Genomic DNA, 14,120 nt, shown 5'->3' with positions numbered 1-14,120 from the left:
GAACGGGCCAATGTAATGTAATTGGATGTGCCGGCCGCCAGTGAGCTGCCTGGCAAAGCCTATGCAAAAAGAAACCACGAGGCCGTACGCACCTTCTGCAGGTAGTGCCAAACCCTTTTGAAGGAATCTCAGCGATGCGTAGCCTAACATGAAAGACGTGCCGCCGAGAGTCCGGCGGCAGGAGGTTCCGTTCATCGGCTCGCCAAGGAGGTCATTTGCATGTCACTCCGGAGGTATCTGCTAGTCCACGCGGTCTTGCTGGTGATGCTGATTGTGGCGCTGGATACAGCCGCGATTGCCGATGCCGCCGTGATTCGCGCGACATTGACATTCGACGATCCCGTATACACGAACATGCCCGTATGGGTGCATGTTCAGTTCCCCGCGGATCAAAACACTCTGACATCGAGCCTTCGCTACCCCTATCGCGATGAACCGTGGTTCTTCAACGTCAACGACTTTGATGTGACTCTGGACGGCAAGCCGCTGCCGCGACTGAAGCACGCAAGCGATGCTCCCCAGATTTCTAGCGGCATGGAGCTCGGATCCGGCGCGCCGAAGAACTCGCCGCGGGGAAGGCTGCCTCTACACTTGTACTGCAGTTTCAGCAAGCCCGGCACCTACATGGTGCGGTTCAAGAATTACGACCATCTGAATCAAAAGGAGAGGAAACTGGTCGCGGAGTCGGAGTGGACCCCCCTCGTCGTCAAGCCATTCTCCACCGGACAGCGCAAGACGTGGGTCAACGATCAGATTGCCCACCAGCCGGACGACGTGGGCTTGATAGTAGGCGACTACCTTCCGTCGCTCCTTGCGGCCCCCGATGACGCAGTGTTGCCAGTCTTGCTCAAGTGCCTGCATCACCCGAGTGTATTTGTGCAAAACTACGCCCTGAATGCCCTTGATTACTACGGTGATGACGTTATAAAGCGTGAGATCCCGCGCATCATAGCCAAGGACGGGCCGACCGAGCTTCTGGGATACTATCTGAGCTGGCGCAAAGCTCTGTTCCAGCCCGTGGGCAAGCAGTTGGCGGACTCGATAGTTCCATTCCTCGGCTCCGACTCCGCGACCACGGTGGGCGGAGCACTCACAGCATTCAGGTTCATCATGCCACCGTTCTACAAATGGGATGAACAACCGACCGTTCCAAAGACGATTGAGGATGCGGTCTGGGCAGCAGTCCCACACATACGAACATTCAAGGAACGCGAAGCACTTTGGCCGCTGGTGCTATTTCTGGGCCAGCTCAAGACGGACCGGGCCGGGGACCTGTTGTGGCAGTTGGCAGACGTTCCGTCGGTTAGGGAACAGGCCCTGGGATGTATCTGCTGGGCAAAGAATCTTGCCGACCTTCCGAAGTTGGGGCCAATGCTCGCGTCGGGGGATAAGTCCGCCTATCCGCTTGCCTACGAACTACGCAGCTCCTTCGGTGATGCCGCAATCCCTTACATTCTGGAAGGGATCAGGAAGGGCGGTGTGCCCAGTGTTGTGGAAAGCTGCGTCAGGGAACTGGTTCAAGCCAATTCGGTGGAAGGCTTCCGGCTGTTCAAGGACGCGCTGGAAAACGACAGACCCTACAAGCAGACCGTGATCAAGTTGTTACGCTCCGACCTGTCGCACTCCTGGCAGACTTCGGAGAATGATCTTCTGAAGCTCGTCGATGAAAGACTGGCGTCACTCACCGGCTGAAAGAAGGCCAATACCGCATGGCGATGTTCACGGGATCCTTCGTGGATTTCGGGTGGGACAAGAACGAGGAACTGGGACGCCAGACCGATTATTCGTGGCCTCACATCTGGGCGAAGTTCGACTGCAGCGTTCGGAGCCTCGCGCAGAACTACAGCGCCAACCACATCCACGCCGTGATCGGCGACTACATTGGCGAACTCATCGCCGTGTGCAACACCCTCGGCATCGACCCCATCGTGCTGTCGTGACGACGTAGACAGTAGTCAGTAGGCAGTAGGCAGAAAGCAGCGGTCGACTTCTTCTAGCGGAAGCTGACCGCTGCTCCTGTCTACTGTCTACTGTCTACTGTCTACTGTCTACTGTCTACTGCCTATTATCTGCTGACTACTTCCTTCGGCGCAGGCCGAGGAGCGGGAGCAGGCCGGCGCCGAGCAGCGCCAGGGTGGATGGCTCCGGCACGGCGCCAACGTCGTTGCCGGCCAGGAGCACGACGTTGTCCACATAGGCCTTATGACCCGGGGCCGTTAGGACCGTATGCCAGTCGCGGATGTACCAGCCGTTGAACGCGCCGGTGCCCTGGTTCACCTTGTCCGAAACCAACGCTCCATTAACCCACGCGGACACGTCTCCGGTCTCAAGATCCCAGAGCTGCTCGATGTGCATCCACTGATTCGGAATCTGCGGAACCGAGCCGGTGCTCCCGTCGACTCCGTTGAACACGGGCACGATGGAACCACCGGTCGCCGCCGGACTGTCCCAGGCGATGCCCCACCAAGGGTTGCTGCCCTTCGGCCACCAGTCCAGGTTGTTGGCCGTGGCGGCGCCGTCGCGGTAGTAATCGAACGACGAGCGCGCGAATTTGTACGTGCCGGTGAGGTTCGGGAACAGCATCTGGATTTCCGTCTGGCCGGCAGCAACGTTGTTGAACTCGAGGACCTGCCCGGAACCGGTGGGGTTGGCGACGATGTTTGCCACCGTGACCGGCCGGGTGGTGGTGCCGAATGCCGCCGCACCCTTTACCCAGCCTTGCTGGCCGATGATATTACCAGGGGTGTAGCCTTCAAAGCCGCCGGTGTCGATGATAACCGCTGAGCGCACCGACGGCCCCAGGAGGGCAACGGCGAGTGCCGCGCCCAAGATTGAAAAGCGCATGATCGATCTCCTTTCGGTATGAGATGACACGGCGCCGCGGCGGCCCAGGCCGTAACGCTTCTTCCTCGCGTAATTGCGTGCAAGAAACCGGCCAAGCGGATGGGGCCGGCGTACGGCGATTCGGCCGCTCAGGCCCGCCAAAAGCGGATCCGCACCCGGCATTCGGGGCCCGTTTCGTGCCTGAATGCCGCGTGCGGATTGCCGATTGCGTCACTTTTTGCGGCGAAGGCCGAGGAGCGGCAGCAAACCGGCGGCCAGCAGCGCGAGGCTGGACGGTTCCGGCACTCCGCCGTTGATATGGGCGGCCGTCACGAAGATGCCATCCTCCGGCTGGTTCGGGAAGCTCCCGACGAGGCTGTTCTCAAACGTCGTGCCGTTCCAGTGAACGCGGTAGACACCGTGGCCGGTCTCGCTGGTCACGATGATGTCGCCCTGCATCCCGGCGAACTGGCCGGCGCCGGCCTTCACCACGTTGGGCGTGTAGTTGGCCCCGTACATCCCCTCCACGGGGTTGCCGCTCAGCCCAAGCGTCAGCGGCACGAAAGACAGCTCCTCGACCCCGCCGATCGGGCTGTTGGGATTCAACACGCTCACCACTCCGGCCGTGGAAATGGCTCTCAGCAGCCCGGACCCCTCGGAGGCGACCACAAGTTGACCATCGTACGCGCCAAAACCGGCTCCGATGGGCGCGATGTCCAGGCCCTCGGTGTCCTCACCCGTTGAGGCCAGCGGCGTCGCGACGCCGGCGCTGTTCACCCGATATACCGCCCCGGCGTGGGTGGTTACCAGCATATCGCCGCCGAACGTGCCGATCGTGTCAAACAGGATACCTCGGACATCACCCGTGAGTCCGCTGGTCAGAATGCTCGACGAAAGGCCGTCATGCGTGATGTGCACCACGGAATTGCCTGCGGCGACGAAAAGGTCCCGCGGCGCGAACCCGCCGGCGCCCACCGAGGCGGCAACAAAGTGCTCGCTGGAAAGGCTCGGCGCCAGGCTGACACCCGGCGCGAACACCTGGACGCTGCCACCGTTCAGGTCGGTGGAATAAAGCTGGCCCATGCCGTCGCCCTGAACCGAGCCGACAAACTTGTCGCCCGCATACGCGAACCCGATCGTTCCGCCGCTCATCACTGGATGAGGATCTGTGAATGGAGTATACACGACCGCCCGTGCCGAAATCGCCAGTGTCGCGCCCAGCAATGCGGTCAAAATCGACGCCCGTATGACAATCTTGGACATGCTCCCGCCCCTTTCTCGTCAATCCGGCCGCGGTGTTCAGCGGCCGCCGGCGCTCCAGTGTTTGAGCGCCTGACGCATAAGCGGCATAAACGATGCCAATATATGCCTGCTTGTCAGACTGCCAAGATGTATGCCTGCCTCCTAGAAACCACGATTTGGGGCCCGCCGGGATGCCCCCAAAAACGCCGTTCGGCACCCGGCCTTCAGGATGACCCTGAACGCCGGATGCCGAATGGAGGATGCTCTTCTCTACTTGCGGCGGCGAAGGCCGAGCAGCGGGAGAAGGCCGCCCGCCAGGAGCGCCAGGCTGCTGGGCTCCGGTACGGGCTGCAGGTCGCTCAGAGTGTTGCCGGCGGAAACGGACAGATTGTCCACGAATCCCTTGCGGCCCTTCGCGCCCGGGGTGCGGGCCTGATCGACCGTGTTCCAGTCATCGAAGTACCAGCCGTTGTACTGGTTGCCCATACCGATGCTGGCATTATCGCAGACCAGTGCGCCGTTTACCCAGGCGGATCCCTTGCCGTTGATGAGGTCATGCAGGATCACGATGTGGTACCACGTGTTCGGCAGCTGCGGGGTCTCGCCATTGCCGCCGCCGTGCGGTTGAATCAGGGCTGGTGGAACGGCCGCGTGGTCCCACGCCAGGCCGCCCCAGGGGTTCGCGCCGGACGGCCACCAGTCGCAGTTGTTGTAGATAGCCGCATCGTCGCGCATGAAGTCGAACGTGGCCTGTCCATACTTGTACGTCCCGACTAGGTTCTGGAACGGTCGGTCGATGGACGAATAGGTCTTGTCGATGTTGTCGAACTGAAGGACCTTGCCTCCAGCGGGACCGGCGACTATCTTCGCGGGGTTGTAAGTCCATGAAGCGGGCAGGCCGATACTGCCGGCATTCTGCCAGCCGTCCTGGCCAACGATGTCTCCGATGGCATAGCCCTCGAAACCGCCGGTGTCGTAAATGACAACGGCGTGGGCGCTTCCGATGGCAAGGAGGCCGGCCACACCGGCGGCAATGAAGAGTTGGCGCAACATACGCTGTCCTTTCTGCGCGCACACGCAGTGGCGCGCCGAGCGGCAGTGGCCAGGTCTCATCTGCCCATCTCGCGAGTACTTGATTCGTTTGCGGCGTGCAATGCCCAGTTGCGCTGCCGGACATGCCATACGGGTGCAAGAAACGGGCCAAGCGTACGCTGGAATCGCGTCTTCAACGCGCCGGAAAGCCCCTCAAAACGCCGTTCGGCACCCGGCCTTCAGGATGACCCTGAAGGCCGGATGCCGAATGGAAGATGCTTTTCTCTACTTGCGGCGGCGAAGGCCGAGCAGCGGGAGAAGGCCGCCCGCGAGGAGCGCGAGGCTGCTTGGCTCGGGAACGGGCTGCAGGTCGCCCCGGGTGTTGCCCGCCAGGATCCGCAGATTGTCCACGTAGGCCTTCTGGCCCTTGCCGTTCGGCGTGCGGGCGGGGTCGACCGTGCACGAATCACCGAGGAACCAGCCGGCGAACTCGCCTGTACCCACGTTGACGTTGGCCGCAAGAAGCGTCCCGTTGATGTAGGCGTCTTCGGTGCCGGCCACCAGATCGAATGTGAGGTCAATATTCACCCACTGCTTCTGAAGCATGGGCGTATCCGGTGCGCCGAACCCGAATGGAAGGATTTTGGCGGGCTGGCTGGCCCCGTTGTCCCACTGAAGGCCATACCAGTTATTGCTGCCAACCGGCCACCACCACAGGTTGTTGTAAATGCCGTCGCCGTCTCGATAGAGATCATATGTAACGCGTGCGTAGCGGTCAACCCCGGTCAGGTTGGCGAATGACGTCTGAACGGATCCCTCGGTATTGGGCTCTCCGGCGGCGTTCGTGCAGTCGAACGCCATCACTTTGCTGCCACCTGGGCCGATGGCGATGTCTACCGGCCTGTCGACGGAGCCGAAGGCGTTGACCTGGGTCCAGCCGTTCTGGCCCGCCAACGCGCCCAGAGCGTACCCTTCAAAACCGCCGGTGTCCACGACCACAGCGCAGTAGGCTGGTGCTGTGAGCGCCGCCAATGCGGCAGCGACAATAATTGCTCGCATCTCCTCTTTCCTTTCCTGCGAAAACTGAGTGGGGTCGCGCCGCAGGAGTCAAACCGATGACAAGTCAGGCGCGACCGTGCGCCGGGAGCAGACCGGCACGCATTAAGTCGTGCAAGAAATCGGCCAACCGAGCAAGCATGTCTACTCCGGACGATGCAGCCGCCGTCAGACCCGGGGCGCCTCACTCACGCGAACCCGGCACATGGCCGGCACGCCGGTTGTGACGGCAATTGTCCCGACAGCCTGCCTAGAATCGGGGTATGTGGGGCGCTAAACTACAGGCATATGCCCATCTCCATCATCACCGTCAACTGGAACGGGGCCGAAGTGCTCCCAGCCTACCTGGCGTCCCTGGCCGCCCAGACCGCGCCGCCCCGCGAGACTATCGTCGTCGACAACGGCAGCGTGGATGCCTCCCGACGCATGCTGGATGACGCCGGTGTCCGCGTTGTGGCGCTGACGGAGAACCTGGGGTTTTGCGAACCGAACAACCTTGCCTGTTCGATCGCCATCGGGGATGCGGTGTTGCTGCTCAACAACGACACCGCGTTTGACCCGGATCTGATCGCGGTCCTCGAAAACGCCCTCCTTCAATGCCCGGAATTCGACCTCTTCGCGTGTTCGATGCGGCAGTGGGCCGATGCCGGCCTCATGGAGAACGCCGGCATCGGCTATCGGAGGACCCTCAGCGGCTATCAGTTGGCTCGCGGGGATAAGGCGTCACTTTGGCCAAACCGGCGGGAGGTGTTCGGCCCGTCCGGGGGCGCCGCCCTGATCCGCAGGCGCGTGGTGGATGATATCGGCCTGTTCGACGCGGCATTCTGGGCGTACAACGAGGACGTGGATTTTGCGTTGCGGGCGCGCCTGGCCGGATACCGGACAATGTACCTGCCGGACGCGATCGTTCGCCACCGCGAGGGCGTCACGGCGCGCCGTTTGGGACGGCGGAAGATGCTCCTCATCCAGCGGAACGCCGAATGGGCCATGCGAAAAAACGTGCCGCGTGGGCTACAGCGCCGCTATGCCATAGCCCACGCGGCTTACATCCTCCAGCAAACGCTGAAGAACGGTCCGGCCGTCTGGGCGGCCCGACGGGAAGCCATCCGCAACCCCCGGCCGCGATACGAGCGACAACGCGTCACTGACGCTGACTTCGCCGCCTGGCTAACGTGACCACCACAAAGGCACAACGGCACGAAGATTTTTGGTGTCATTGTGCCTTAGTGTCTCTGTGGTGACATCACCGTCAGCCCATCGCGGGTTCGGCGTCCACGACCTCTACACGATGCGGCTCCTGGCGGGGCTCTTTGCGGAGCCGTTCCGCTTCGTCCACGATGCCCTTGATGCCTTCGCGCAACCCGCCTGTGGCTCCCTCGGTCTTTTCGACGAGGTCCAGGACCCCGGCCACGCCCTTCACGACGGTTGTGCGAATGCCCTTGCGGACCTCCGGGGAAGCCGCATATGCCAGCACGCCCGCAGGCAAAATCCAGTACAACGGGTTCTTGCTATCCATGGTCCCATCCTCTCTCTACCGCGCGCGTCCGGTTCGTCTAACGGCGCGTCATGAAGTACTACGCAGGTCGGCGCCGCATGGTTTCGCGAATCAATGGTCTATACTACACCGGCGCGAGAAAGCGCGGAAGGACTGAGAATGAGCACGTTTGCGGAAATGGGATTGAGCGAGCCGATGGCGGCGGCGATTGCGGCTTTGGGGTACGAAGAACCAACGCCGATTCAGGCGGCGGCGATACCGCCATTGATGGCCGGAGCGGACATCATGGCGCAGGCGCAGACCGGCACCGGCAAGACGGCCGCGTTCGCGATACCGATCGTCGAACGCCTGGTGAAGGACGAACCCCGCCCGCAGGCGCTGGTTCTAGCCCCGACCCGCGAACTCGCTGTGCAGGATGCCGGCGCGATCTACGACATCGGCCACAACCAGGGCGTCCGGGTGCTCGCGGTCTATGGCGGCCAGCCGATCGACCGCCAGCTTCGCGGACTCGCCGCAGGCGTGCACGTCGTCGTTGGAACGCCCGGCCGGATCATGGACCATATCCGCCGCGGCACCCTCAAACTCGATCACGTCACCACGGTTGTGCTCGATGAAGGCGACCAGATGCTGGACATGGGCTTCGTAGAGGACATCGAGTTCATCCTCGAGCAGGTGCCAGAGACGCGGCAGACCGCGCTCTTCAGCGCCACCGTTCCGCCCCGAATCGCCAGCCTGGCCAAGCGCTATATGCGGCAGGCACAGCACATCACTACCCAGCACGAGACTCTGGCCGTTCCCAAAATCAAGCAGTACGCGTACCAGGTGCCCGGCCGCGCAAAATCGGAAGCGCTGATGCGGCTTCTGGACGCCCTTGCGCCAACCAGCGCCATGGTGTTCTGCCGGACGCGTCGCGATGTGGACGAATTGTCCGAGCGCCTTCAGATCCAGGGCTACCCCGGCGAAGGCATCCACGGCGACATGGCGCAGGCCGAACGCGAAAGGGTGCTGAAACGCTTCCGCGAGGGGAGCACCGACATCCTCGTCGCCACCGACGTGGCCGCCCGCGGACTGGACATCGACGATGTGTCCCACGTCTTCAACTTCGATCTGCCCACCGACCCCGAGCAGTACATCCATCGGATAGGCCGGACGGGGCGCGCCGGCAAGACAGGCGTCGCGGTCTCTCTGGTCTCTCCCCGCGAGCGGCAGTTGCTGAGTGTCATCGAGCGGGTCGCCGGCAAGAAGGTCAAGGTGGAGCGTCTTCCAACGGAGAAGGATGTCGCCGAACGCCGGTGGGCATCCTTCCGGGACACCGTACGGACAGCGCTTGATGAGGGCAAACTCGACACTTTCCGCGTGCTGGCGGAGGAACTCGGGGAGGATTACGACGAAATCGACGTTGCCGCCGCTGCGCTGAAGTTGTTGCACGCCACGGAGCGCACCATCGCCGATACCCCCATGCTCGCCGAACTGGAGAACGCGCCGGTTCCCGCGTTCATGGCACAGACCGGCATGGCGCGGCTCTATCTGAGCGCGGGGCGGGACACCGGGATTCGCCCGCAGGACATCGTCGGGATGATCGCCAATGAGGCCCGCCTGCCGGGCGCGAGCATCGGGAGCATTGAGATCTTCGACCGCAGTTCGTTCGTCGAGGTGCCCGCATCAGCCGCGGAAACGGTCATCCGGTCGCTCACCGGCGTCGTCTTCCGCGGCGTAGAATTGAGGGTGGCCCGGGCCAAGCCGGAACGCCCCCGCCCGCCCGAGTCCCCTCGCCATCCCCGCACGCACAGCGGCGGCTACGACAAGCCGAAGGACACCCGCACGGTGGTAAAAGCCAAGATCCGCAAGAAGGGCTGACGCAAGAGAAGAGAGAGTTTAGTATTGAGAATTGAGGCAGGGCTCCGTCTAACCCTGCCTCAATTCTCAACTCTCAATTCTCAACTCTCAACTCTCAGCCCTTCTTCAGCGCCGCGATGCGCTCCTGCGTCTTCTTGACACGGTCGCTTGTCATAGGGTGATCGCGGAGGAAGGCCGGCGTGCCCCCACTCCCGCCGGCGTCCTGGAGGATCTTGAACAGGTCCAGCATGCCCTGCGGGTCGAACCCCGCGGCCACCATATTGCTCAGGCCGCCGGCGTCCGCCTCGTCTTCGTCTTTGCGGGAATACCGAAGGTCGGAGAGCGTGTTCACCACGTCGGCGGCGCTGTACCAGTCGCTGCTGGCTTTCATCGCGCCCAGCAGCACGGACAATCCGGCGGAGCGTTCCTGGTTGGAGGCCACCTGCTTCGCCCAGTGCTGCGCGCGGACGTGGGTCATCTCATGGCCCAGCACGGCAGCGAGTTCGTCGTCGGTCGTGATCCGGTCCAGCAGGCCCGTGTACATGTACACATTGCCGCCGGGGATGGCGAATGCGTTGACTTCCTTGTCCTCGACGACGTGAAACTTGTAGGTCCAGGTTTTCCGGTCATCTTCCGGGAGCGCCTGGTAGAGCCGCTCTCCAACGCGCTCGGTGCGCGCCAGTTTATCGCCTGTCACGAACTTGTACTTCTTCTCGTACTCCTTCGCCGCCTCGTCGCCAAGCTTCTTCTGCTGATCCACACTCGGCTTGAAGACATTGCCGGACTTTCCGCAGCCCGTCGCCAGAAGCGTCAGAACGCCGGCCGCCGCGATCCACACTCGATTTCGTCGCATTAGTCATACCTCCCGTAATGGCAATAGGAAATGGGGAAACTCAGAATGTCGCATAATTCAATCGTTTCCCCATTTCCTGATGGCCTAATCGCTGTCGGCGAGTCTACCAGAGCAGATCGCGGTATATTCCGGGCTTGGAATCCGGGATGGGGGTCGCATTCACGGCCTTGGCGTAGAAATCCACGGGGCCGGCGCCTCCGATGATGGCGTAGGCGTACCCCATATCGCGCAAGCCTTCCAACGCGACGATCAGCAGGGCCTTGCCGATGTTTCGGCCGCGCTGCGCCGGATCAACGCCAGTGGGGCCGAAATAGTCGCGCCTCGTGCACTCATACGAGGCGAAGCCGACGATCTTCTTGTCCTGAATGGCGAGGATAGTGGACACGGGCTTGTTGTACAATCCCGCAACCGCTTCGTCCGCCCACGCCGCACTGAAGTGCTTCTCGATAAAGGCGCGCAGGATGGTCTGCTCAAAGGGATGGGCGGGACGCACGACCACGCCTTGCGCGGCCAGGTCCTCTACCAGTGGTTTGCTGGAGGGCAGGTTCAACAATGGAACCAGCATATCAGGCATCTGTGGGCTCCTCGCCGTCGGAACGGATCGGACTGGCCGGAGGGCGGTGCTCGTGGCGGCGTCGCAGACGCTCCGTGAGCCGGTTCTCCATCCATTCGTTCCAGGCGGCAAAATCCTGGGGAGAGAGTGTATCCAGGGCGTTTTTCAACTCTCGCAATGATTCAGCGGCGTCTTTCATCAAGTCCCAGGGGACGCGCGCGACCGCGCACCCCTCGAACGGGGCGCCAGGCGGGCGGCGTCAGCCGCTTACCTATCGGCGCTTTTTCCTAGACAGTGAACGCCCCCGCGTGTCAATGATGGACCGCTGCGGGTTCCGAAGGCAACGGCGCCGCGCCGGCGCGCGCCCGGTCGGTTATTGCCGTTACGACGTCACCCCCGCGCGACCCAAATGAGGAAACGGGGAGGCGCACCGGCGTCTCCCCGTTGAAGCTCCACTCTCTTCAGTTCCAGGTTTTTGGACATCACGCTGCGCGCGGCAGGCCGATCAGGGCATCCAGAGCCTCCTCGCTCAGCCCGGAATGGCGAGGCCGAGGTTTGTGCAGTGTGATCTGTTTCTTTTCAGTCGATACCATCTCGAGGGGAATCACGGGCCGCATGGCTTGTGCCTTCTCGGCGCAGACCAGGCAGCGCACCTTGACATCTCCCATACGGCTCAAATATCCCGGCAGCGCGGGGAGTTCCCGGCCGCATTCAAAACATCGTAATTGAGCGCTCATTGGACACCTCACTTCTCCAGAAGAACGAACCACTCATGCGAATGGACTTCGCTCGCGGATCGCAGGTTCCAGACTGTGCCCGTAACTATAAATACCCCTTCGAACCAGGTATTAATCCTGACCCCCGCGAAACCAGAGCGGAAGGGTGAGGCTCACGAGGACCGCGCCGGCCACGTCGGCCATCCAGTCGAAGGCATCGCCGCTCCGCCCCGGCGTGAACCGCTGGTGATACTCGTCCGTGGCGCCGTAGACGGCGACGAGCGCGACCGTCCACACCGCGATCAGAAAAAGGCGGCGCTCGCGGGCCGCGACGGCGCGGCTCACGAGCGCGGCGAAGGCGGAATAGAGCGCCACGTGTTTGATCTTGTCGTTCATTTCCATCGGGCCGAGTATGGGGGGATTCGGGACCGAGGAGAGGAGGAAGATGAACGCTGCGAACAGGGCGGCGTAAGTGGCCGGGGATGCGATCGCTCGTTTGAACATGGGCCGTCAGGATGCCATGGTGGCGAATTCACCCTCGGTGATCACCGGCACGCCGAGACTTTGCGCCTTGTCCAGTTTCGACCCCGCCGATTCGCCCGCCACAACGTAGCTTGTCTTCTTGCTCACGCTGCCGGATGCGGAACCGCCAAAGCGCCGCACAATGGCTTCCGCTTCGGTTCTGGTCATCGTTTCCAGCGTGCCGGTGAACACGAATGTCTTGCCGGCAAACCGGTCGTCGCCTTCCGCGCGTTCCGGGGCGGAAAGCACCAGGTTCGCCATCTTCAGTTTTCCAAGCACGACACGGGTTTCCTCCTGCCGGAAAAACCGCGCGATGCTGTCGGCCACGATCGGTCCGATCCCGTGGATGCCCTGCAGCTCCTCCTCGGACATGTTCGCGAGGTGATCGATTCCGCCCGATGCGGCGGCCAGGTCCCGCGCGGCGGCGCTGCCCACCTGGGGTATGCCCAGCCCGGTAATGAGCCGTTCCAGCGGACGCGTGCGGGCCGCCTCGATGGAGTCCACAACGTTCTGGGCCGATTTCTCCGCCATGCGCTCGATCTCGATGAAATCCTGCTTCGTGAGGAAGAAGATGTCCGCCGGGTCCGCCAGCTTGCCGGCATCGACAAGCCGCGCAATGAGTTTGTCGCCCAGCCGGTCGATATCCATCGCGCCCCGTGACGCGAAATGTTCGATACGCCGCTTCAATTGCGCCGGGCAGGCTATGCCCAGGCAACGGGTGACCGCCTCGCCCTCAACGCGCTGCGCCTCGGAGCCGCAGACGGGGCAGCGGTCCGGCATATTCCACTCGGGCCGGTCTGCATGCTCCGGGTCGTCTACCACAGACACGACCTCCGGGATGACCTCGCCCGCCCGGCGGATCATCACCGTGTCGCCAATTCGGACGTCCTTCCGCCGAACTTCGTCGATGTTGTGCAGCGTCGCCTTGCTCACCGTCACGCCGCCCACGAAGACCGGCTCCAGGATGGCCACCGGGGTCAGCGCTCCCGTGCGTCCCACGTTCACGATGATGTCGTTGATCTTTGTGGCAACCTCCTGCGCCGCGAATTTGTACGCGATAGCCCAGCGCGGATCGTGGGACGTGAAGCCGAGCGTCCGCTGCGCGCGCAGGCTGTCGACCTTGACCACCACGCCATCCATGTCATACGGCAGTTCGTACCGGTGGACATCCCATTCCCGGATGTAGTCCCACACCTCGTCCATTCCGGTCAGCATCCGCACGTTCGGATTGACGCGGAACCCCCATTTCGCCAGGGTCTGAAGCAGTTCGGACTGCGTTGCGAACGGCGCATCGCCGGCCAGCGCGCCGACGGCGTAGCAGAAGCAGTCAAGGCGGCGGCTCGCGGTGATGGACGAGTCCAACTGGCGCACGGACCCTGCCGCGGCGTTCCGCGGGTTGGCGAAAGTGGCCTCGCCGTTCTCCTCGCGCGTTTCGTTCACGCGTTCGAATTCCTCGTGCGTCATGAAGATCTCGCCACGCACTTCCACCAGGGCGGGGGCATCCGCCGACAGACGAAGCGGTATGGCGCGGACCGTTCGCACGTTGGGCGTCACGTTTTCGCCCTGCGCCCCGTCGCCGCGGGTGGCGCCCGTGGTCAGGACCCCATCCACATAGGTCAGCGAAACAGCCAACCCATCCAGTTTGAGTTCCGCCACGTAGGTGATCGCAGCCTCGTCCGGCGCATCGAGGCCTCGGCGCACGCGGGCGTCGAAATCCTTAAGGTCATCCTCGCTGAACGCGTTTCCGAGGCTGAACATCCGCTCGCGGTGAACGTGCGGCGTGAACGCGGACAGCGGCGCTGCGCCCACGCGCTGAGTCGGAGAGTCCGGCGTGACGAGTTCCGGGTGGGCCGCCTCCAGGGAGCGCAATTCGGCTAGCGCCTGGTCGTATTCGGCGTCGGAGATCGTTGGCTGGTCGAGCACGTGATAGCGGTAGGATGCCTCGTTGAGAAGGTCCCTGAGCTGCCTGATACGGTTGACTGGTTCCGCCAT

13 protein-coding genes are annotated in these 14,120 nt (G+C 62.8%); 4 read left to right on the top strand and 9 right to left on the bottom strand.

The features are described 5' to 3' along the window. Nucleotides 1-255: 255 nt before the first annotated feature. Nucleotides 256-1,692: a hypothetical protein gene (locus tag VGM51_06355; GenBank protein ID HEY3412663.1), complete on the top strand. Its 1,437-nt coding sequence runs from the start codon at nucleotides 256-258 to the stop codon at nucleotides 1,690-1,692. After that, nucleotides 1,689-1,940 (top strand): hypothetical protein, encoded by a 252-nt coding sequence (locus VGM51_06350; protein HEY3412662.1) that lies wholly within the window; start codon nucleotides 1,689-1,691, stop codon nucleotides 1,938-1,940. Before VGM51_06355 ends, VGM51_06350 begins: the two co-directional genes overlap by 4 nt. Before the next feature lie 136 nt (nucleotides 1,941-2,076). Here the strand turns inward: VGM51_06350 and VGM51_06345 are convergent, their stop codons facing one another. From VGM51_06345 to VGM51_06330, 4 genes are all read right to left on the bottom strand, one after another. Next, complete coding sequence (locus VGM51_06345) at nucleotides 2,077-2,844, bottom strand: PEP-CTERM sorting domain-containing protein (protein HEY3412661.1); 768 nt, start codon at nucleotides 2,842-2,844, stop codon at nucleotides 2,077-2,079. A gap of 210 nt (nucleotides 2,845-3,054) precedes the next feature. After that, nucleotides 3,055-4,086 carry a PEP-CTERM sorting domain-containing protein gene (locus VGM51_06340; protein HEY3412660.1) on the bottom strand — a complete coding sequence of 344 codons (1,032 nt, stop codon included), beginning with the start codon at nucleotides 4,084-4,086 and terminating at the stop codon, nucleotides 3,055-3,057. Nucleotides 4,087-4,335: 249 nt separating this feature from the next. Beyond that, nucleotides 4,336-5,118 carry a PEP-CTERM sorting domain-containing protein gene (locus VGM51_06335; GenBank protein HEY3412659.1) on the bottom strand — a complete coding sequence of 261 codons (783 nt, stop codon included), beginning with the start codon at nucleotides 5,116-5,118 and terminating at the stop codon, nucleotides 4,336-4,338. Between the two features lie 264 nt (nucleotides 5,119-5,382). Beyond that, nucleotides 5,383-6,156, bottom strand: a complete 774-nt coding sequence (locus VGM51_06330) for a PEP-CTERM sorting domain-containing protein (protein HEY3412658.1) — start codon at nucleotides 6,154-6,156, stop codon at nucleotides 5,383-5,385. A gap of 285 nt (nucleotides 6,157-6,441) precedes the next feature. Between VGM51_06330 and VGM51_06325 the strand changes: the two genes are divergently transcribed. Next, the gene (locus tag VGM51_06325; GenBank protein ID HEY3412657.1) at nucleotides 6,442-7,329 is read left to right on the top strand and encodes a glycosyltransferase family 2 protein; all 888 of its coding nucleotides are present in this window, start codon (nucleotides 6,442-6,444) and stop codon (nucleotides 7,327-7,329) included. A 73-nt stretch (nucleotides 7,330-7,402) separates the two neighbouring features. Here the strand turns inward: VGM51_06325 and VGM51_06320 are convergent, their stop codons facing one another. Continuing rightward, nucleotides 7,403-7,669 (bottom strand): hypothetical protein, encoded by a 267-nt coding sequence (locus VGM51_06320; protein ID HEY3412656.1) that lies wholly within the window; start codon nucleotides 7,667-7,669, stop codon nucleotides 7,403-7,405. A gap of 138 nt (nucleotides 7,670-7,807) precedes the next feature. On the opposite strand from VGM51_06320, the gene VGM51_06315 reads away from it, so the two are divergent. Next, on the top strand, nucleotides 7,808-9,505 hold the full coding sequence (locus VGM51_06315; protein ID HEY3412655.1) for a DEAD/DEAH box helicase: 1,698 nt from the start codon (nucleotides 7,808-7,810) through the stop codon (nucleotides 9,503-9,505). Nucleotides 9,506-9,599: 94 nt separating this feature from the next. Here VGM51_06315 and VGM51_06310 read toward each other — a convergent pair whose 3' ends face one another. The 4 genes from VGM51_06310 to ligA form a co-directional block, all read right to left on the bottom strand. After that, a complete protein-coding gene (locus VGM51_06310; protein ID HEY3412654.1) occupies nucleotides 9,600-10,337 on the bottom strand; it encodes a M48 family metallopeptidase in 738 nt (245 codons plus the stop codon). Nucleotides 10,338-10,440: 103 nt separating this feature from the next. Further along, nucleotides 10,441-10,911 carry a GNAT family N-acetyltransferase gene (locus VGM51_06305; protein HEY3412653.1) on the bottom strand — a complete coding sequence of 157 codons (471 nt, stop codon included), beginning with the start codon at nucleotides 10,909-10,911 and terminating at the stop codon, nucleotides 10,441-10,443. Nucleotides 10,912-11,738: 827 nt separating this feature from the next. Further along, nucleotides 11,739-12,110, bottom strand: coding sequence for a VanZ family protein (locus VGM51_06300; GenBank protein HEY3412652.1), 372 nt, complete (start codon nucleotides 12,108-12,110; stop codon nucleotides 11,739-11,741). 6 nt (nucleotides 12,111-12,116) lie between these two features. Continuing rightward, nucleotides 12,117-14,120 (bottom strand): NAD-dependent DNA ligase LigA, encoded by a 2,004-nt coding sequence (gene ligA / locus VGM51_06295; GenBank protein ID HEY3412651.1) that lies wholly within the window; start codon nucleotides 14,118-14,120, stop codon nucleotides 12,117-12,119.

This window comes from Armatimonadota bacterium, from assembly GCA_036504095.1.
Classification (GTDB): domain Bacteria; phylum Armatimonadota; class DTGP01; order JAKQQT01; family JAKQQT01; genus DASXUL01.
The sequence above is the reverse complement of the archived record's forward strand: the minus strand, read 5'-3'. Positions and strand labels throughout refer to the sequence as shown.